This window comes from Micromonospora hortensis, assembly GCF_022230935.1.
In the GTDB taxonomy this organism is placed as follows: domain Bacteria; phylum Actinomycetota; class Actinomycetes; order Mycobacteriales; family Micromonosporaceae; genus Micromonospora; species Micromonospora hortensis.
The window spans coordinates 1-18,527 of record NZ_JAKKFE010000022.1 but is presented as its reverse complement, the minus strand read 5'-3'; the positions used below and the strand labels follow the sequence as shown (position 1 = coordinate 18,527).

The following is an 18,527-nucleotide window of genomic DNA, read 5'->3' as shown; positions in this document are numbered from 1 at the left end:
AGGGGCAGCCGGAACCCTCCCCGGCGCGGCGGTGCACCTCGGGCCAGTGCTGCCGATCGGTTGGGGTCGTCAGTCAGGCGGTGGCGCCGGCAAGCGCCTCGGCACGCAGGTCCTCTTCGGACAGTCCGCGTCGCCAGTAGCCGGCGAAGGTCACCCTCCGGCGGTCGAAGCCGCGCTCGTCGACGAGGTGCCGGCGCAGCGCCCGCACCACGCCGGACTCACCGGCGATCCAGGCGTACGGGGCGCCGCCGGTGGGGAGCCGGGCGGCACGAAGGGAGCTGACCAGCAGGTCACTGCCGGGCGGTGTGCTGCCCCGCACGATCCACCTGATCTCGGCGTCGGCCTCGGTGGGCAGGTCGGTGATGTCCGCGGCGTCGGGCACCTCGATCCAGGCGCGCACCCGGGTGCCGGCGGGCAGCCAGGCCAGGATGCCCTCGGTGGCCGGCAGCGCGGTCTCGTCGGCGGCGAGCAGCACGAGGTCCGTGCCGTCCGGCGGGCGGAAGCAGACGCTGCGGTTGTCGGGCACCGCCGGACCGAGCAGCAGCACCCGGTCGCCGGGGCCGGCCAGGGCCGCCCAGCGGGAGGCGGGGCCGGTGTCGCCGTGGCTGACGACGTCGATGTCGATCTCGGTGTCGGCCGGGCGGTGCTCCCGGATGGTGTACGAGCGCAGCACGGCGCGGACGTCCTCCGGCAGTGCCCGCCAGCCGCCGAACCAGTCCTCGCCCTGTTCGACCGGGACCACCGGGGCGTGCTGCCCGGGGTGTGGCAGGAACAGCGAGACGCTCTGGTCCCGGCCGCCGCCTGCGAAGTCGGCCAGCTCCGCGCCACCGAACGTGACCCGGATCAGCGAGGCGCCCACCCGGTGGGCCCGGACGACGTGCGCGGCGTAGAAGCGGTACTGCGAGGCGATCGGTGCGGCGCTCGTACTCATGGCGTCAGCTGACCTTCTTCGCGTTCCGGATGGCGGTGGCGAGGTTCTCCAGCAGTGGCGCGGAGCCGGCGTACGAGAAGCGGGGTACCGCGTCCCAGGGGCTCACCTGGTTGGCAGTGACCGCCGGCAGTTGCTGCCAGGTGGGCTTGGCGGTGAGGTCCTTGGCCTGCAGGGTGGTGCTGCGGTTGTCCAGCAGGATCAGGTCGGCCGGGAACTTGCCGGCGCTCTCCCAGCTCAGCGCCTCGAAGTAGTCGCCGGCTTCGAGCTTGGTGGGGACCACGATGTCGACGCCCAACTCGGCGAAGTACATCAGGTCGGTGCTGACCTTCGGGTTGGAGACGTAGAAGAGGTCCGGGCTGCCGGAGCAGGCCATCACCTTGATCCCGGGGTTGGCCTTGACCGCCTCCCGGACCGCCTCGGCGGCGGCGTCGAAGCGGGCCTTTCCGTCGGTGACCTTCTTCGCGGACAGGTCCGCGCCGAGCGACTCGGCCAGCGCCGCGTACCGCTCGATGGGTTTGGTCATCGGCACCCGGGCGGTGGTGATCGCCACACTGGGCGCCAGCGGGAGGATCTTGGCCTTGCTCTCGTCCGGCACGTACCAGAGCGCGTCGGGGTCGTACATGTGGGTGACCAGCAGTTCGGGGCGCAGCGCCGCGTACTTCTCCAGGCTGAACTCGCCCCACACATTGCCGAGGATCTCGACGCCCTCGACGTTCAGGTCGCCGGCCTGCGGCTCGGCCGTGCCGTCGGCGCGCTTGGTCTCACCGAACACGCCCACCAGCTGCTTGTCGAGACCGAAATCGATCAGGGCCGCCGCCACGCCGGTGAAGGCCACCACGCGGGCCGGACGGGCCGCCGCCTCGACCTTCGTGCCGCGGTCGTCGGTGAACGACCAGGGCCCACTTCCGTTGCCGGCGGCGGGCTTCGCGGCGTCGTCCTTTCCACAGGCGGCGAGCAGGGTGGCCAGCGTGGCAGCGCCACCGGCGGCCAGCAGGCCGCGGCGGGAGAGGCGGCGGGCGGACAGGGCATCGGGCATGGTGTTGTCTTTCGATCAAGGGTTGGCCGGGGTCGACCAGGGCAGCGGGGTTAGGTTAGCCTAACCTCGGTCATTGTCAACAGCGGTACGTCGTGTCGCCACCACCCCGGAGCCCACACTGGACGCCACACCCACCGTCACCCGACCGGCACCGCCCGTGCCGGCCAGGGAAACGGCCGTACCCCCGGGCCGGCGTGGCCGTCGGGCGGCCCGCGCCGCCGGCCTGGTCGCCGCCGTCGCACTGCTCGCGGTGATCGTGGTGCTCAGCATCGCGGTCGGCGCGAAGGCCATGCCGCTCGCCGACGTCTGGTCCGGGTTGCTGCACCGCGACGCCACCGAGTACGCGGTGGTGCACCGGATGCGCCTGCCCCGCACCCTGCTCGGGCTGCTCGCCGGCACCGCCCTCGGCGTGGCAGGCGCGGTCATGCAGGCCCTCACCCGCAACCCACTCGCCGACCCCGGGCTGCTCGGCATCAACGCCGGCGCGTCCGCGGCCGTCGCCACCGCCGCCGCGTTCCTGGGCGTCACCGCCGTCGGCGGGTACGTCTGGTTCGCGCTGCTCGGCGCGGCGGCGGTGACCGCGCTCGTCTACGCCGTCGGCGGCGGACGCGGCGCCACCCCGGCCCGACTCGCGCTGGCCGGGGCGGCGCTCAACGCGACCCTCTACTCCTACGTGAGCGCGGTGATGCTGCTGGACACCGCGTCGCTGGAGCGGCTGCGTTTCTGGACGGTCGGCTCACTGGCCAGCGCGGACTCCGCGACGGTGACCCGGGTGCTGCCGTTCATCCTCATCGGGCTGCTGGTCGCGCTCGGTGCCGCCCGTCCGCTGAACGCGCTGGCGCTTGGCGACGACGCGGCGCGAGCCCTCGGCGCTCGACCCGCGCTGATCCGCGCCGCCGTGATCGTCGCCGTCACCCTGCTCTGCGGCGCGGCGACCGCCGCGTGCGGGCCGATCGTCTTCGTCGGGCTGCTCGTGCCGCACCTGGTCCGCGCCCTGACCGGTCCGGACCTGCGCTGGCTCCTGCCGTACTGCGCGGTGCTCGCGCCCGCGTTGCTGCTCGGCGCCGACGTCCTCGGCCGGGTGCTGGGCCGCCCCGGAGAACTCCAGGTCGGCATGGTGACCGCTGTGCTCGGCGGCCCGCTCTTCCTGTGGCTGGTCAGCCGCCGACCGGTGGCGCAACCGTGAGCGAGCGGAGCGAGCGAACCGGCAGGCTCAGGGTTGTGAGGCGTCGCGCCAGCGCGCAGCGAAGCGGAGCGATGGCGTGACTGTCATTCGTACTTCATGGGGGTTGTCGCTGCGGTTCCGGCCCCGCGCGTTGGGCGTCGGGGCTGGCGCGGCGGTGCTCGCGGCCGGGTTCGGTCTGGTGGCCCTGGGCAGTGGTGACTACCCGATGGGGCCGGCGGACGTGCTGCGCACGCTCACCGGCGGTGGCACCGTGGCCGAGCAGTTCATCGTGCTCGAGCTGCGCCTGCCCCGGCTGGTCACCGCCCTGTTGGTCGGTGCGGCCCTGGCTCTCGCCGGCACCGTGTTCCAGTCGCTGGTCCGCAACCCGTTGGGCAGCCCGGACATCCTGGGCTTCACCCAGGGAGCGTCGACCGGGGCGCTGGTGGTGGTCGTCCTCGGCGGCAGCAGCCTGGCGTTGGCCGGCGCGGCGGTCGTCGGTGGTCTCGGCACCGGTCTGGTGATCTACGCGCTCGCCTGGCGGCGCGGGGTGCACGGCTTCCGGCTCATCCTGGTCGGCATCGGAGTGTCCGCGATCCTGACCGGTGTCAACGGCTACCTGCTGACCCGGGCGCCCCTGATGGAAGCCGCCCGCGCGGTGCTCTGGCTCACCGGCAGTCTGGACGGGCGAGGCTGGGCCAACGCCGGGCCGCTGCTCGCCGTCCTGGTCGTGGTGGCGCCGCTGGTGCTCGTCGGCTGCGCCCCGGCGCTGCGGATGATGGAGCTGGGCGACGACGCGGCCAGCGGCCTGGGCGTGCCGGTGCGCCGGCTGCGCCTGGTGCTGCTCGCTGCCGCCGTGCTGTTGGTCTCGTTCGCGGCGGCCGCCGCCGGTCCGGTGTCGTTCGTGGCGCTCGTCGCCCCGCACGTGGCGAAACGACTGACCCGGGCCCCGGGCCCGAACCTGCTGCCGTCGATGGCCGTCGGCGCGGCGCTGCTGGTCGGGGCCGACCTGGTGGCGCAGCGCGCGTTCGCCGGGCACCAACTCCCGGTCGGCGTGGTGACCGGCGTGATCGGCGGCGGTTACCTGGTCTGGCTGCTGGCGATGGAACGTCGGGCGGGCCGGCTGTGAACACCAGTGACGCCCTCGAAGGAGCACCCATGCGATCCGGCGATTCCCGACTCGGCGGCACCGCGCTGACCCTCGCCTACGACCAGCGCACCATCGCCGAGAACCTGACAGTGGCGGTGCCCGACAGGTCCTTCACAGTGATCATCGGGCCGAACGCCTGCGGCAAGTCGACGCTGCTGCGCGCCCTGTCCCGGATGCTGCGCCCCAGCGCCGGTGCGGTGCTGCTGGACGGGCGGGACATTCACGACCTGCCGGCCCGCACAGTGGCCCGTACGCTCGGCCTGCTGCCGCAGTCGTCGATCGCACCGGACGGCATCAGCGTCGCCGAGCTGGTCGCCCGAGGTCGCTACCCCCATCAGGGGCTGCTGCGGCAGTGGTCCCGCGAGGACGAACGGGTGGTCGAGGAGTCGATGGTCGCGACCGGGGTCGACGACCTCGCCGACCGGGCGGTGGACGAGCTGTCCGGCGGGCAACGGCAGCGGGTCTGGATCGCCATGGCGCTGGCCCAGCAGACGCCTCTGCTGCTGCTCGACGAGCCGACCACGTACCTCGACATCGCCCACCAGATCGAGATCCTGGACCTCTGCGCCCGGTTGCACGAGGAGCAGGGCCGCACCCTTGTCGCGGTGCTGCACGACCTGAACCACGCGGCCCGCTACGCCACCCACCTGATCGCGATGCGCGACGGACGTGTGGTGGCCGCCGGGGAGCCGGCGTCGGTGGTCACCGCCGAGCTGGTGGCGGAGGTGTTCGGGCTGCCCTGCCGGGTGATCGACGACCCGGAGACGGGCACCCCGCTGGTCGTCCCCGCGGCCCGACGCCGCGCCACCACCCTCGCCCCGGAGCCGGCGTGAGCGAGCACAGCGAGCGAACCAGCAAGCACGGCGGCGAGCGGCGTTTCCGCGACGCGTGGGGAGTGCCGCACCTGTGGGCCGACGACCCGCTCACGCTGGCGGCGGCGCAGGGCCGGGTGACCGCGTACGACAGGGCCTGGCAGATCGAGGTGGAACGGCACCGCGCCCAGGGCACCAGCGCGGCGTTCCTCGGGCCCGACGCGCTCGACTGGGACCGGTTCGTCCGGCAGGTCCGGCTCGACGACACCGCACGCCGCTGCCACGCCGCGCTGGACCCGGCGACCGCCGAGTGGGTGGGCGCCTACGTGGACGGCGTCAACGCCGCTCTCGCCGCCGGGGCGGCCCGGTCACCGGAGTTCGCCGCCACCGGGCTGCGCCCGGGTCGGTGGGAGCCGTGGACGCCGCTCGCGGTCTGGCTGGGCCACCACATCCTGTTCGCCGGGTTCCCCGGCAAGCTCTGGCGCGAGCACGTGGCGCAGCGGCTCGGGCCGGACGCTATCGACCTGTTCGCCACCGACGGGCCGGCCGTGGCCGGCAGCAACGGGTGGCTGCTGGCTGGCGAGCGCACCGGCACCGGGGCCGCGCTGCTCGCCGGGGATCCGCACCGGTTCATCGAGGATCCCGGTGTCTACCAGCAGATCCGGCTGGCCTGCCCGGAGTACGACGTGGTCGGGTTGGCGGTGCCGGGAGTGCCGGGCATCGCGCACTTCGGGCACACCGGCGGAGTGGCCTGGGCGATCACCAACGCGATGGCCGACTACCAGGACGTGTACGCGGAGCGGCTGCGCCGCGACGGCCCCCGGGTGCAGGCGCTCGGCCCGGACGGCTGGCGACCGGCGCACCGCCACGTCGAGACGATCGAGGTGGCCGGGGCCGACCCGGTCGAGGTCGAGGTGGTGGAGACCGACAGTGGTCCGGTGATCGCGGGTGGGCCGGACGACGGGACGGCGGTCAGCCTGCGCTACCCGCCCCGGGTCCGGGGTGACCTCGGTTTCGCGACGCTGCCGGAGCTGCTGCGCGCCCGCACCGTGGCCGACGTGGACCACGCGCTGCGGCACTGGGTGGAGCCGGTCAACGTGGTGCAGGCGGCGGACACCGCCGGAGGGCTGTTGCACCGGGTCGCCGGCGCGGTGCCGGTACGACACCCCGAAAACGGCCGGCGGGTGGTCCCCGGATGGGACGCCGCGTACGCCTGGCAGGGCTGGCACGCGCCGATGCCCCGTGCCGAGGTGGTCGGTCGTTCGGTGATGGCCAACGAGCGCGGGCTGGCGGCGCCGCTCGGGGTGGAGTTCGCCCCACCGCACCGGGCGCATCGCATCGCCGAGTTGCTCGACGCCCGTCCGGCCTGGACGGCCGACGAGATGGCCTCGGTGCACACCGACACGTACCTGGGCTCGGCCGGGCCGCTGCTGGCGGTCCTCGCCGAGTCGACGGGGCTCGGTCCGGCCGCCGGCGCGCTGCGTGAGCGACTACTGCGCTGGGATCGCCGGATGGCCGCCGACAGCACGGACGCGGCGGCCTACGCCATCCTGCGGGCGGCTGTCGTACGCCGGATCGCCGCCCACCCGGCGCTGGCCGCGTTGGTCGAGCTGCCCGCGTACCCCGAGGTGTTCGCGCCCTGGCTGGCGCTGACGCCGCGCGTCGGTCACGCGCTGGAGCACCTGCTCGGCGCGACCCCCCTGCCCGGTGTGGACATCACCGCGCTGGTACGCGCGGCGGCCGAGGAGGTCGCCGACGCGGCGGCCGAGCCGGTGCCCTGGGGGGACCTGCACCGGCTGGCGGCGTGGCGGGCCCTGCCCGGCCCGGACACCGGGCCCGGTCCCCGGCTCGACGGTGACCACGACTGCGTGTTGGCCACCTCCAGCGTGCCCGGGGTCACCCACTGGTGCTTCCGGGGGCCGGCGGCGCGCTTCGTCTGGGACCTGGCCCGCCGCTCGGACAGCCGCTGGGTCGTCCCGCTGGGCGCCTGCGGGGTTCCCGGCGACCCACACCACGACGATCAGAGCGCCGCCTGGCTGGGCGGCGACCTGCTGCCGGTCGTGACGGACTGGGACCAACTCGCCGAGGAACGCCACTGACGGCACCGGCCGCCGCTCGGGGTGTTTCGCGCATCCCGAGCGGCGGCCGGCCGCAGTGCTGTCAGCGCAGGCCGAACGCCCGGCTGATGCTCTGGCTCACGGTGTTGCCGGCGGTGTCCCGCGCCGTGGTGCGCAGGCTCACGAAGCCGGCCTTCGCCGGTGCCGCCAACGAGGTACGCCAGCCGTCGCCGTGCCGGGTCAGCCGCTGCTTCTGCCAGGTCGCCCCGTCGTCGTAGGACACCTCGACGGTCACCGCGCCGATCGTGCCCGTGACGTCGGGTAGGTGGGAGGCGACAACTGTCAACGGTGCCCGCCGCGACGCCTTGCCGGCGGAGTCGATGGCCACCTGGTAGTCGAGCTGGATCATCGGCAGCACCTCGGCCGACTCCTCCCCGGTGACCGCCGAGTGGAAGCCCCACTCGGTGCGGGTCTGCCGGGAGTACGGGTTGGTCCACGCGGCCCTGTCGTTCTCCACCACCAGCCGGTACGGCAGTCGCTGCCCCGCCAGCCCGGAGACCTGGAGGTACTCGGCGTTACCCCAGTCCAGCTCCTTGTCGCCCTGGTAGAGGGTGGTCCGGTTGACCATGTCGTAGTTCGCGTACGCCTCACCGATGTGGCCGCCCCCGTCGCCCCACCCGGGCGCGGGCAGGTAGACGGTGTCCAGGTAGCGGACCGGCACGTAGTTGCCGCCCATCCGGGGTCGCTGGATCGGCCCGAACCAGGTGACGGCGCTCGGCTTGCTGGCCGGGTACGTGGCCACCGCCATCAGGTGCTGACCGGTCTCGCCAGCGATGAACGCGTCGTCGATCCACCGCTGGTCGGCGCTCACCCAGTCGGTGCGTCGGCCCTGCGCCGGGGCCGGCTCCTGGTTGCTCGACGCCCAGCCGCGCCAGACGTCGGTACGGAACTCCAGCGCCTTGCCCTGCCGGTAGTTGCGGAACTCCACGTCGACCCGGGCCAACTGCCGCTTCGTGGGCCGGTAGGTGGGGTCGGCCGGCACCGTACCGGTCCAGTGGTGCGCCACGTCGTACAGGTAGGTGGTCTCCGGATGCGACTCGACGGTGAGCCGCACCGCGCCCCGCTCCAGCGCGGCGATGAGCTGCCCACCCTCGTCGGCGCCGAGGGTCGCCACTGTCACCGGGGCCGGGCTCTCCGGGCTCCACGGTGCCTCGTCCCACGGCTGGAGCCGACCGACGCCGTCGTTCACCACGAGCAGCAGCTTCGCCCCGGCCGCCGCTGCGGCCTGTGCCTGGGTGGCGATGTCCGCACTGTCACTGCGGCGCACCACAACGGCCCGGTCCCGGACCGGACGCTTGGCCGTTCCCGTCGCCGACGCGTCGGCGACGTAGACCGCGTCCAGCTGGCGACGACCGGCCGGCAGCGCCGGGGTAGCCCGCTTCACCAACAGATCGTCGTACGAGCGACCGCCCGCCGAAACCGTCAACGCCGGCTGCTCCAGCCGCCACCGGGCACCGAACTCGAACTCGCCGTCGGTCACCGGACGGCTCGTCGGCAACGCCCACATGCTGTCGTACGAGTCGTCGGGCAGCACCTGACTCTCGGTGAGACCGTTCTTCGTGGACCGGTGGATGTCCATCCGCAGCGCGCTGGCGGTGGCCTCCTGCGGCACCCGGGCCTGCACCTGTCGGGCGGCGCGCGCGTCCAGGGTGACGGTGCGGTCGCGGTCCAGGTTCACGTCGGTGAAGCTGAGCATCGCCATGCCCTTGGAGTGCGGCCCGTGCGCGCCGCGCACGTCCGCGGAGATCCAACCGTTCCAGCTTCCCACCGGCAGCCGCAGCGTGGCGGTGCCGCTCTCGGGCAGGTCCACGGCGGTGAACAGGGTGTCGGCGGTGAGGATGACCTTGCCGACGAGCGGTTTGCCGTCGCGGTCCTTGGCGACCAGCGTCAGGTTCTGCCGCTGGCCCTCCTTGCCGGCGCCGATCAGGGTGCGCCCGCGCACCGCACCGGTGTCGTCGGTGGCGACGATCATGCCGCTGACCTGCTTCTCCACCGGCAGCTTGTCGTACGCGGCGGTCACCGTGACGGTGGCGGTGCCGCCGGCGGGCACTGTGACCCGGTCGGCGGAGAGCGCGAACAGTCCGGCCGGCGCGGTGGCCGCGTCGAGGGCCAGCTTCAGCTCGACCGACGCGCTGGCGAGGTTGGTGTAGGTGACCGTACGGTCGACGCTCGTGCCCGGCTGCTGCGGCCACGCCTGGAAGCCGGAGTAGGCGCTCGGGGTGGCGAAGACTGTGGCGTGCGCGGCGGCGACAGCGTCGACCCGGCCGGCACCCGCCTCGTACGGGGTGTACTCGGGGGTGGCCTTGACCGTGCTGACCAGCGCTTCCTTGATCCGCTGACCGGTCCAGTCCGGGTGTGCGGCGGCGACCAGCGCGGCCGTGCCGGCCACGTGTGGGGTGGCCATCGACGTGCCGCTCATCAGCGTGTAGTCGCCGGAGCCGCCCCGCACGAGGTGCGAGCGGGCCGCCAGGATGTCCACGCCGGGGGCGGTGATCTCGGGCTTGAGCCCGCCGTCGCCGGCGCGTGGCCCCTGGCTGGAGAAGTCGGCGAGGTGGTCGGTGGCGTCGACGGCGCCCACCGTGAGCGCGGAGTTGGCGGCACCCGGGCTGCCGATGGTGGCCGGGCCGCTGTTGCCGGCGGCGATCACGAAGAGGGCGCCGGTCTCGGCGCTGAGTCGCTCGACCGCCTGGCTCATCGGGTCGCTGCCGTCGGTGGCCTCACCGCCCAGGCTCATGCTGACCACCCGGGCCTTCTGCTCACGGGCCGCCCACTCCATGCCGGCGATGATCCACGAGTTCTGTCCGCTGCCCTCGCTGTTGAGCACCTTGCCGATGTGCAGGCGGGCGCCGGGGGCGACGCCCCGCTCGGCGCCACCGGACGCGGCGCCGGTGCCGGCGATCGTCGAGGCGACGTGTGTGCCGTGGCCCTTGTAGTCCAGGATGTCGGGCTCCTCGGGCACGAAGCTGCTGGACTCGGCGATCTGCCCGACGAGATCCGGGTGTTCGGCGTCCGCACCCGAGTCGAGCACCGCGACGTCGACACCGGTGGCGGTGTTGCCCTCGGCCCACAGCTTCGGCGCGCCGATCTGCGCTGTGGACTCGGCCAGGTCCGCGTGCACCCGACCGTCCAACCAGACCTTGGCGATGCCGTTGGCCAGGGTCGGGGCGTCACCCGTACGCCGGGTCGAACCGGCGGTCAGCGCGGTCCAGAACCGGTCGGCGGCGGCACGCTGGCGGGTCAGCGCCGCGCCCTGGACGCTGTCCAACTGTCGAACCAGCTCGGCGCCGTCGACGGTGGGGCGGGTGCGGTTGCGGGCCGCCGCGTCGGTCATCGTGACGATCAGCGGAAGCGCGTCGGTGTGCGCGTCGTCGTAACCGTCGGCGATGAGGTCGGTGACGTTGAACAGTTGCCGGTCCAGCACACCGCTCGTCACATAGGACAGCGCGGCGTCCGGGTAGACGTAGGTGTCGCCGTCGCGCACTGTGCGGTGGAAGCTGGGAGTGCTGCCGTCCGGCCGGCGCACTGTCGACACCGTGCTGCCGTCCGCCGCTGTGGTGACGGTGACGGTGTCACCGGTGATCAGGGTGACGGTGGACGCGCGTCCGGCGGCGGCCGGGGGTTGACCCGCCGGTCGGTCGGGGTTGTTCGGCGGGGCGGCGGCCGCTCCCGCGCCGGGTGGGGTGAACCCGGCCGCCAGGGTGAGGGCGGCGCCGAGGGCGATCAGCCCGGATCGGCGGCGCCGGTGAGACAGAGCCACGATGACCTCTTTGTGTCGAGAAGTGGTACGCACCACAGCATCGACGCAGAGCCCACCCCCACCGCGCACCGCACCCCGGCGCACTTACGCCATGGCGCAACCCCGCCACGCGTGCCCCACGTTGCCTCTCACCACCCGCGTCGATCTTGCACTTACGGTCACCGATGTGCCCCGATTCGCGACCTTCGTCGGGACAGGAAGTGCAAGATCGCGGCTGGGTGGTTGGGAGGCGGGGCGGGGGGTTAGAGGGCGCTGCGGGTCAGCTTGGCTAGGGCGTCCAGTTGGGTGGGGTCGGAGAGGGCGGAGCCGACGGCCACCACGCGTACGCCTGCTTGCAGGAACGCTCCCGCGTTGCCGGCGTCGAGGCCGCCGGTGGCGACGAAGCGCACCTGCGGCAGCGGGCCGGCGACGGCCTTGAACCAGGCCGGGCCGAGGGAGATCGCGGGGAACGCCTTGAGCCAGGTGAGGCCGTGCCGCAGTGCCTGCTGGGCCTCGGTGGGGGTGGCCACACCAGGCAGGTGCGGAAGGCCACGCGCGGCGGCGGCGTCGGCGACCGCGAGGTCCAGGCCGGGCGCGACGGTGAACCGGGCGCCCGCGTCGGCCGCCGCGGCGACCTGGTCGACGTCGAGCACGGTGCCGGCGCCGACGATCCGGTCACGCGCGGCCCCCGCCTCGACGGCGGCCCGCAGCGCCGGCACCGCGTCGGCGGTGGCCACCGGAACCTCCACCACGTCGATGCCGAGATCCCAGGCACGCTCGGCGAGTCGAACGGTCTCGGCGACCGGCAGGCCGCGCAGGATCGCCATCACCCGGGCGCCGCCGAAGATGTGGTCGAAGTCCGGTGTGGTCATGGTGCACTCCATCCGAGGTCGCGGTGGGACTGTTGCTGCTGGTCGGGTCGCAATCCGCCGGCCCGGCTCAGGTCGTCGCGCCCGGGTCGGTCAGGTCGAGTGGCGACCAGGCGTCGGCGGGGGCGTCGATGAGTTTCTCGAACCAGGCCCACTGCGGGACGGGGGCATTGTCGCCGCTGCTGGTCAACGCCTGTGCCGCGACGAGGTGACCGAGGCGCAACCGCCGCACCGGGTCGAGGCCGCGGAGCAGCCCGGCCAAATAGCCGGCGGCGAAGGCGTCCCCGGCGCCGACCGGTTCCACCACCGTCACCCGGGGCGCGGGAACGAAGACCGGTTCGGCGTCGCGGACCAGCGCGGTCGCGCCCACCGCGCCGTCCTTGACCACCACGGTCTCCGGATCGGGCAACAGCTCACGGACGGCCGCCGGGTCGGTGGCGCCCCAGAGGGTTTCCGCCTCGTCCTGCCCGACGAAGACGAGGTCGCAGCGGTTGGCGAGGTCACGCAGCACCGGCGCGGCCTGCTCGGCGGACCACAGCCGGGCCCGGTGGTTGACGTCGAAGCTGACCAACGCCCGCGCCAGCGGCCGGTCGGTCACCGCATGCTCGACCAGCGCCCGGCAGGACGCGGACAGCGCCGGGGTGATTCCGGACAGGTGCAGCACCCGGGCACCCGCCAGCGCCGGGTCGGCCAGCGTGGCGGGGTCCATGCGGGCGGCCGCCGACCCGGCCCGGTAGTAGTGCACGGCGGTCCCCTCCGGGCCGGGGTCCTTGACGTACAGGCCGGTGGGAGCGGCCGGGTCCACGCAGACCTGGTCGACGCGGACTCCGGCGGCGGCGACGTGCCGGACGACGGCCCGACCGAAGGGGTCGTCGCCGACCCGGCTCACCCAGGTCGTCAGGTGTCCCAGGCGGGCCAGGTAACCGGCCACGTTGGATTCGGCCCCACCGACCGAGACGGCGACCCGCTCGGCGCTCTCCAGCGGCTCACCCGGCGCGGGACAGAGCACCACCATCGTCTCCCCCACGGCCGCCACCTCGATCGACGGAAGGCCGGCCGGAGCACTCGGCTGGTCAGGTCGGGGGGCGGTCGGCATCGGGCACACGTCCTCGCGGCGGGGGTGCTGGGCGTCGCCGAGCCTAGGTGTCCCGCGCGGGACGGGCAACCTGTCGCGCGTCACACCTCGACGTCTCAGGGCAACGTCAGCCCGTACGCGGCCAGCACCTCCGCGATCGGCTGGTAGTAGGTGGTGCCGCCGGCGGTGCAGTTGCCGGTGCCACCGGAGAGGATGCCGAGGATCCTGCCGGTGGAGGCCACGTAGAGCGGTCCACCGCTGTCCCCCGGCTCGGCGCAGATGTTGGTGCGGATCAGTCCGTAGATCACGCCGGTGGCGTAGTTGACGGTCTGGTTGAGACCGGTGACGGTGCCGCAGCGGACGCCGGTGGTGCTGCCGCTGCGGCACACCGCCTGACCGATGTACGCGTTGCCGGGACCGTTGATGGTCAGCAGGCCGGGGTAGGTGTAGACCGCGCTCGGGTGGGCGATCCGGCCGGTGTAGCGGATCAGCCCGTAATCGTTTGTGGGGTAGCTGGTGGCGGTGCGGGTGCCGAGCACTGTGGTCTGGGCGCTGTCGGCGTACCAGGTGGCGGCGGCGGTGGTGCAGTGCCCGGCGGTGATCACGTAGTAGGTGCTGCCGCTGCGCGCGTTGGCGCCGAGCGAGCAGCGCGCGCCACCGCCGCCGTAGATGCCCTGCCCGCCGGCGATCAGGGGGCGCAGCGTTCCGGGTTCGCGGCGAAGCAGCACTCCGGCCCGGTCGGTCACCGCCCGCAGCGCCGCCAGTTCGTCGGGGGCCACGGTGTCGTCGACGGTGAGGGTCATCCGGCCGGTGGCGGGGTCGAGACCCCAGGCGGTGCCCGCGGTGCGTACCCCGGTCAGCGTGGCCGTCGGATCGGCGGCGGGCGCGGCGGACCGGTCGGGGACGGCGGCCTGCGCCGCGCCGGGCGCGACGAGCAGCAGGGTGGTCAGGACGAGGGCGACCAGCGGGAAGCGGCGCATCCGAACCTCCGAAGAGATCGAGACTGACGGATGCGGCAAAGCATCGCCCGGCGCCCGACACCGTGGCAACCTCCGGACGCCCTCTTCCCCGACGGGCGGGAATCACCGATCCGAGGACGGCCTGTGTCGGGGCCGCCGATAATGCCTCGGAGACGCGGCGGGAGGCCAGGCATGACCACCAAGGGGAATGCGGCGCTGGTACGCCGGTTGGACCAGTCGACCAGGGCGACACTGCTGGAGTTGCTCTTCGACGTGGTCTTCGTGGCCGCCCTCGCACTGACATCGAAACTGCTGTCCGAAGAGCTCTCCTGGTCCGGCGGCGCCAAGCTGCTGCTGATGCTGACAGCGGTCTGGTGGACGTGGTCGGTCACCACGACCACTACCGAGTTCTACGATCCTCAGCAACGCCCGATCCAGGCCATCCTGATGATCGCCATGGTCGGCTCGGTGGGGATGGCGGCATCGCTGCCGATGGTCAGCGTCGGGCACCTGATGCTCTTCGTGATCTCGTACGTCGGCACGCACGTGATTCGCTGCGTCATTCTGGTCACCGCCCTGCACCGGCAGGGGCACCGGACGGCCAGGGAGCGGGCCACCCGGTTCCTCTGTTGGTTCACGGCATCCGGCGTCTTCTGGGTCCTCGGCGCGCTGTCAGAGACTCCGAACTGGGGGCTCTGGACGATCGCCATAACGATCGACCTGGTCGCCGGGGCGGCCCGCTACCCCACACCCTGGCTGGGTCGGGTGCCGCTCGCGCAGTACGGGCGGACGACCGAGCACCTGGGCGAGCGGTACCAACAGTTCATCATCCTGGCCCTCGGCGACATCATCCTGTTGCCGACGTTGCAGGTCAGCCGGGGCCACCTCGATCACCTCCGGCTCGCCTCCCTGCTCTGCGCCTTTGCCACCATGCTGCTGCTCTGGCAGATCTACGTCTTCCGCGCCGGCGAGTTGTTGGTGGCGGCCGGGTCCAAGGGCAGCCGGGCAACGCGGCTGGCTCCGTTCACCCATCTGGTCATGTTGGCCGGCGTGGCCGCCACTGCCGCCACCTTCGACCTGGTCGTCACCAGGCCGACCGGAACGACGCCGGTGCCGTGGCTCGTGCTGATCATCGCCGGTCCGACGCTGTTCGTGGTCGGCCGCGTCCTGTTCACCATGGCGGTGTCGTGGGTCGTGCCGTGGCGGCGAGTCGCCTGGCAGCTCCTGCCGCTGCTGGTGCTGCCGTGGGCCGGCGGTTGGCCGCCGGTGCTGGTGGCCACGATCGTGGCACTCGGGTTGGCCGGTCACATCCTGTTTCCCGGAGCGGCCCGGGAGACCACGCCGGGCCTGCGGCTGCGGCAACCCGCCGACTGACCCCTGCCCCTCCCCGGCCGGCGGGAATCGCCGATCCCGGGACGGGCCGCGCCAGCACCGCCGATAATCCTCGGAGACACGGCGGGAGGCCGGGCATGACCACCGGAGGCACCGCGGCACTGGTACGCCGGCCGGACGGTTCGACCCGGGCAACGCTGCTGGAGTTGCTCTTCGACGTGGTCTTCGTGGCCTCGCTCGCGCTGACCTCGACCCTGCTCGCGGAAACCCACAACTGGTCCGGCGCCGCGATGGTCCTGCTGATGCTGACCGCGATCTGGTGGACCTGGTCGGTCACCTCCACCACCACCGAGTTCTACGACCCGCAGCAACGCCCCATCCAGGCCATCCTGATGGTCGCCATGGTCGGTTCGGTGGGGATGGCGGCGTCGTTGCCGATGGTCTCCGACGGGCACGCGATGGTCTTCGCGATCTCCTACGTCGGCACGCACGTGATCCGCGGCATCATCCTGGTCACGACGTTGTACCGGAAGCGACATCGGGCGGCCATGGTCCGGGCCACCCGTTTCTTCTTCTGGTTCGTGGTGTCCGGCGTCTTCTGGATCACCGGCGCGGTGTCCGGCACTGTGAGCTGGGCCCTCTGGACCATCGCCATCACTATCGACCTGCTCTCCGCGGCGGCCCGCTACCCCACGCCCCGGCTGGGCCGGGTGCCCTTCGACCAGTACGAGCGGACCACCGCGCATCTCGGCGAGCGGTACCAGCAGTTCATCATCCTGGCCCTCGGCGACATCATCCTGGTTCCCACGCTGCAGGTCAGCCGGGGCCCGCTGGCCGGGCTCCGGGTCGCCGCGCTGTTCTGCGCGTTCGCCATCATGCTGCTGCTCTGGCAGGTCTACGTCTTCCGGGCCGGCGAGTTGCTGGAGGCGGGGGCCGGGCCGAAGTCGGGCCGGCCGGCCCGGGTGGCTCCGTACACCCACCTGGTGATGCTGGCCGGGGTGGTCGCCACGGCGGCCTCGTTCGACCTGGTCGTCACCCGGCCGACCGGCACCACGCCGGTGGGGTGGCTCTTACTGATCCTGGGCGGCCCCGCGCTGTTCGTGATCGGCCGTGCCCTGTTCACCCTGCTGGTGTCCATGCTCGTGCCGTGGCGGCGAATGCTCTGCCTCCCCCTGCCGCTGCTCACGCTGCCGTGGGCCGGCCGCTGGCCGCCGCTGCTGGTCACCGCCGTCGTGGCGCTCACGCTGGCGGCGCACATCCTGATTCCCGGAGCGGCCCGGGAGACCACACCGGGCCTGCGGATGCGGCAACCCGACGACTGACCCCTGCTTAGTCAGGCACAGTGTCGACCGGCCCACTCGGCGAGGTCCCGGGCGCACGCGTCCACCGACTCCTGCCAGGTCCGGGCCGCACCATCGCCCGCCTCGTCGCTGACCTGCTTGACCAGCCGGCACGGCACGCCGGCCTGTGCCGCTGCCCAGGCCACCGCGTACCCCTCCATGTCGACCAGGTCGGCGCGCTGCGCCAACCGGTCCCGCTCGGCGTCGTCGGCCACGAAGGTGTCACCGGTCGCGAGCACCGCGCCCTCGGCGGCCAGTGACAGCGGCGCCCCGTAGGTCTCGCCGGTGAGCGTGCGCAGCAGCTCGGTGTCCAGGTCGTGCTGGAGCACTGTGGCGACCTCGTGGATGCCGGCCAGCCCGGGGCGCAACGCGCCGGCCGTACCCAGGTTGAGCAGCAGGGCGGGGCGCGGCCCGGCGGCCAGTACCGCGGCCACCGCGCTGGCGGCGTTCACCTTGCCCATGCCGGTGAGCAGGACCGGCAGGTCGGGTGGCAGGTAGCGGGCCTCCTCGCCCACGGCAAGAACCACCAACGGACGATCGGCGCGGACCGTACCTCGAAGATTCACCGGAGCATCGTACGAGCTGACCGGTGGGCCGACGACGTCAGTCGTCGGTGAAGCGATACAGCACGAAGTCCTTCTCCGCGCCACAGGCGATCACGTGGGTGTTCCACGAGCAGGACGAGCTGCGCACGTCCTTCAGCTCACCCAACTCGTCGACCTCCCCGGACTCGGCCCACACCCCAGCCAGCACCCGGTTGTCCGCGACCAGGCTGGGCGCCTTGGCGAAGACCAGCAGGTTGCCCGCGTCCAGGCGGACCGCCACCCCGCCCCGGTCGCGCAGCACCGGCTTGCCGGCGGCGTCGAAAACGGTGACGGTGGGCTCCGGCAACTCCCGTTGGGCGAGCACCTGCTCACCCAACGGAATCAGGCCGGTCACGCCCGGCGCCGACCACCTGATCATGCCCTCACCCTCGGTGGCCGCCACCACCTCGGTGCGCGCCGCGTCGTTGTTCGGCACCTGCAACAGGCAGGCCCGCCGCTCACCGCAGGCCACCAGCTCCTTCGGGCGGTACTCGTCGTTGCCGGAACGGTGCAGCACCACCGGCTCGGCGTCGGAACCCAGGTCGTACGCGAGCAGCTGGTAACCGCCCTCGTTGGCGGCCACGTACAGGCGGTCCTCGTGGGCGACCACCAGATCGTCGAGGTCGGCGACGCTCCCCCACTGGCGCAGCACCGCGCCGGATGCCATGTCGAGCAGCCGCACCGACCGGTCCGCACCCACCTGGACCAGTCGCCGCCCCTTGCTCGCCCACGGGTTTCGGGGCGTGCCGTCGAGGAAGGCAGGTCCGCCCGCCGCCGCGTCGGTGCCGACCGGCCGGACCACGGTACGGCCACCGGCGTACTGGCCGCGGGGGTTGGGCTGCGTCCACTTCGCCGAGCCGTTGGTCAGGCGCAGGCCGACCAGTTCGTCAGCGGCCCGGTCCACCAGCACCGCCGTGTCGTCGGCGAAGTAGACGTCGTCGTCACCACGCAGTACGCGCTGCCAGCGCTGCTCGCCGGTACGACCGTCGAGGACGGCCAGCGGTCGGGGGGTGCTGTCGCCCGGTGCGTCGGCGAGGACCGCTACCGCCCCGGGGACGGCGATGATCGTCTCCCAGTCGTCGGCCCGCACGTCGGTCTGCTCGCGCCACAACTCGCGGCCGTCGCCCGCGTCGACGGCCACCACCTCCAGCCGGTCGTCGGGCAGCGGAAACGCGAGGTAGGCCCGGTCGTCGAGCACCGCCGTCCACATGTCGAGCGGCCGTTCGGCGCCAGCCGACAGCCGGGACAGCTCGCGCAGCGAGTCGAACGTCAGATCCGGATAGCGGTCCCGGGTCAGGTAGAGCGTCGCCGCGGCGGCCACCCCGACCAGGGCCAGCACCGCGCCGAGCACCACCCAGCGCGCCCGTCGCCAGCCTGTCGCGCCGCCGGCCGGGGTCGGGGTGGCGCCGGCCAGGCCCGGCCTG

Annotated in this window: 14 protein-coding genes; 6 read left to right on the top strand and 8 right to left on the bottom strand. The window is 73.1% G+C overall.

Annotated elements, in window-relative coordinates; all coding sequences use genetic code 11:
* Positions 1 to 73: 73 nt before the first annotated feature.
* Together NIE111_RS15945 and NIE111_RS15940 are read right to left on the bottom strand one after the other, a co-directional pair.
* Positions 74 to 931, bottom strand: coding sequence for a siderophore-interacting protein (locus NIE111_RS15945; protein ID WP_238685148.1), 858 nt, complete (start codon positions 929 to 931; stop codon positions 74 to 76).
* A 4-nt stretch (positions 932 to 935) separates the two neighbouring features.
* The gene (locus NIE111_RS15940; RefSeq protein WP_238685147.1) at positions 936 to 1,967 is read right to left on the bottom strand and encodes an ABC transporter substrate-binding protein; all 1,032 of its coding nucleotides are present in this window, start codon (positions 1,965 to 1,967) and stop codon (positions 936 to 938) included.
* Between the two features lie 73 nt (positions 1,968 to 2,040).
* Between NIE111_RS15940 and NIE111_RS15935 the strand changes: the two genes are divergently transcribed.
* The 4 genes from NIE111_RS15935 to NIE111_RS15920 all read left to right on the top strand — a co-directional run bounded on the left by NIE111_RS15935 (position 2,041) and on the right by NIE111_RS15920 (position 7,190).
* A complete protein-coding gene (locus NIE111_RS15935; protein ID WP_372488345.1) occupies positions 2,041 to 3,153 on the top strand; it encodes a FecCD family ABC transporter permease in 1,113 nt (370 codons plus the stop codon).
* Positions 3,154 to 3,229: 76 nt separating this feature from the next.
* Entirely contained in the window at positions 3,230 to 4,258 is a 1,029-nt protein-coding gene (locus tag NIE111_RS15930) for a FecCD family ABC transporter permease (protein WP_238685146.1), read from the top strand.
* A 29-nt stretch (positions 4,259 to 4,287) separates the two neighbouring features.
* Positions 4,288 to 5,112 (top strand): ABC transporter ATP-binding protein, encoded by an 825-nt coding sequence (locus tag NIE111_RS15925; protein ID WP_238685145.1) that lies wholly within the window; start codon positions 4,288 to 4,290, stop codon positions 5,110 to 5,112.
* Complete coding sequence (locus NIE111_RS15920) at positions 5,109 to 7,190, top strand: penicillin acylase family protein (RefSeq protein WP_238685144.1); 2,082 nt, start codon at positions 5,109 to 5,111, stop codon at positions 7,188 to 7,190. The genes NIE111_RS15925 and NIE111_RS15920 overlap by 4 nt, the downstream gene beginning before the upstream one ends.
* A 61-nt stretch (positions 7,191 to 7,251) precedes the next feature.
* Here the strand turns inward: NIE111_RS15920 and NIE111_RS15915 are convergent, their stop codons facing one another.
* The 4 genes from NIE111_RS15915 to NIE111_RS15900 form a co-directional block, all read right to left on the bottom strand.
* Complete coding sequence (locus tag NIE111_RS15915) at positions 7,252 to 10,965, bottom strand: S8 family serine peptidase (RefSeq protein WP_238685143.1); 3,714 nt, start codon at positions 10,963 to 10,965, stop codon at positions 7,252 to 7,254.
* 242 nt (positions 10,966 to 11,207) lie between these two features.
* Entirely contained in the window at positions 11,208 to 11,816 is a 609-nt protein-coding gene (locus tag NIE111_RS15910) for a bifunctional 4-hydroxy-2-oxoglutarate aldolase/2-dehydro-3-deoxy-phosphogluconate aldolase (protein ID WP_238685142.1), read from the bottom strand.
* A 67-nt stretch (positions 11,817 to 11,883) separates the two neighbouring features.
* Positions 11,884 to 12,909: a sugar kinase gene (locus tag NIE111_RS15905; protein ID WP_238685141.1), complete on the bottom strand. Its 1,026-nt coding sequence runs from the start codon at positions 12,907 to 12,909 to the stop codon at positions 11,884 to 11,886.
* A gap of 95 nt (positions 12,910 to 13,004) precedes the next feature.
* Positions 13,005 to 13,868 (bottom strand): S1 family peptidase, encoded by an 864-nt coding sequence (locus NIE111_RS15900; RefSeq protein WP_238685140.1) that lies wholly within the window; start codon positions 13,866 to 13,868, stop codon positions 13,005 to 13,007.
* 171 nt (positions 13,869 to 14,039) lie between these two features.
* On the opposite strand from NIE111_RS15900, the gene NIE111_RS15895 reads away from it, so the two are divergent.
* Both NIE111_RS15895 and NIE111_RS15890 read left to right on the top strand, forming a co-directional pair.
* Positions 14,040 to 15,221: a low temperature requirement protein A gene (locus NIE111_RS15895; RefSeq protein ID WP_238685139.1), complete on the top strand. Its 1,182-nt coding sequence runs from the start codon at positions 14,040 to 14,042 to the stop codon at positions 15,219 to 15,221.
* Positions 15,222 to 15,316: 95 nt separating this feature from the next.
* Positions 15,317 to 16,501: a low temperature requirement protein A gene (locus NIE111_RS15890; protein WP_238685138.1), complete on the top strand. Its 1,185-nt coding sequence runs from the start codon at positions 15,317 to 15,319 to the stop codon at positions 16,499 to 16,501.
* Positions 16,502 to 16,512: 11 nt separating this feature from the next.
* On the opposite strand, the gene NIE111_RS15885 is transcribed toward NIE111_RS15890, so the two are convergent.
* Both NIE111_RS15885 and NIE111_RS15880 read right to left on the bottom strand, forming a co-directional pair.
* Positions 16,513 to 17,085, bottom strand: a complete 573-nt coding sequence (locus NIE111_RS15885; protein WP_238685137.1) for a nucleosidase — start codon at positions 17,083 to 17,085, stop codon at positions 16,513 to 16,515.
* A gap of 37 nt (positions 17,086 to 17,122) precedes the next feature.
* On the bottom strand, positions 17,123 to 18,527 hold a 1,405-nt coding region (locus tag NIE111_RS15880; protein ID WP_238685136.1), incomplete at its 5' end, for an outer membrane protein assembly factor BamB family protein.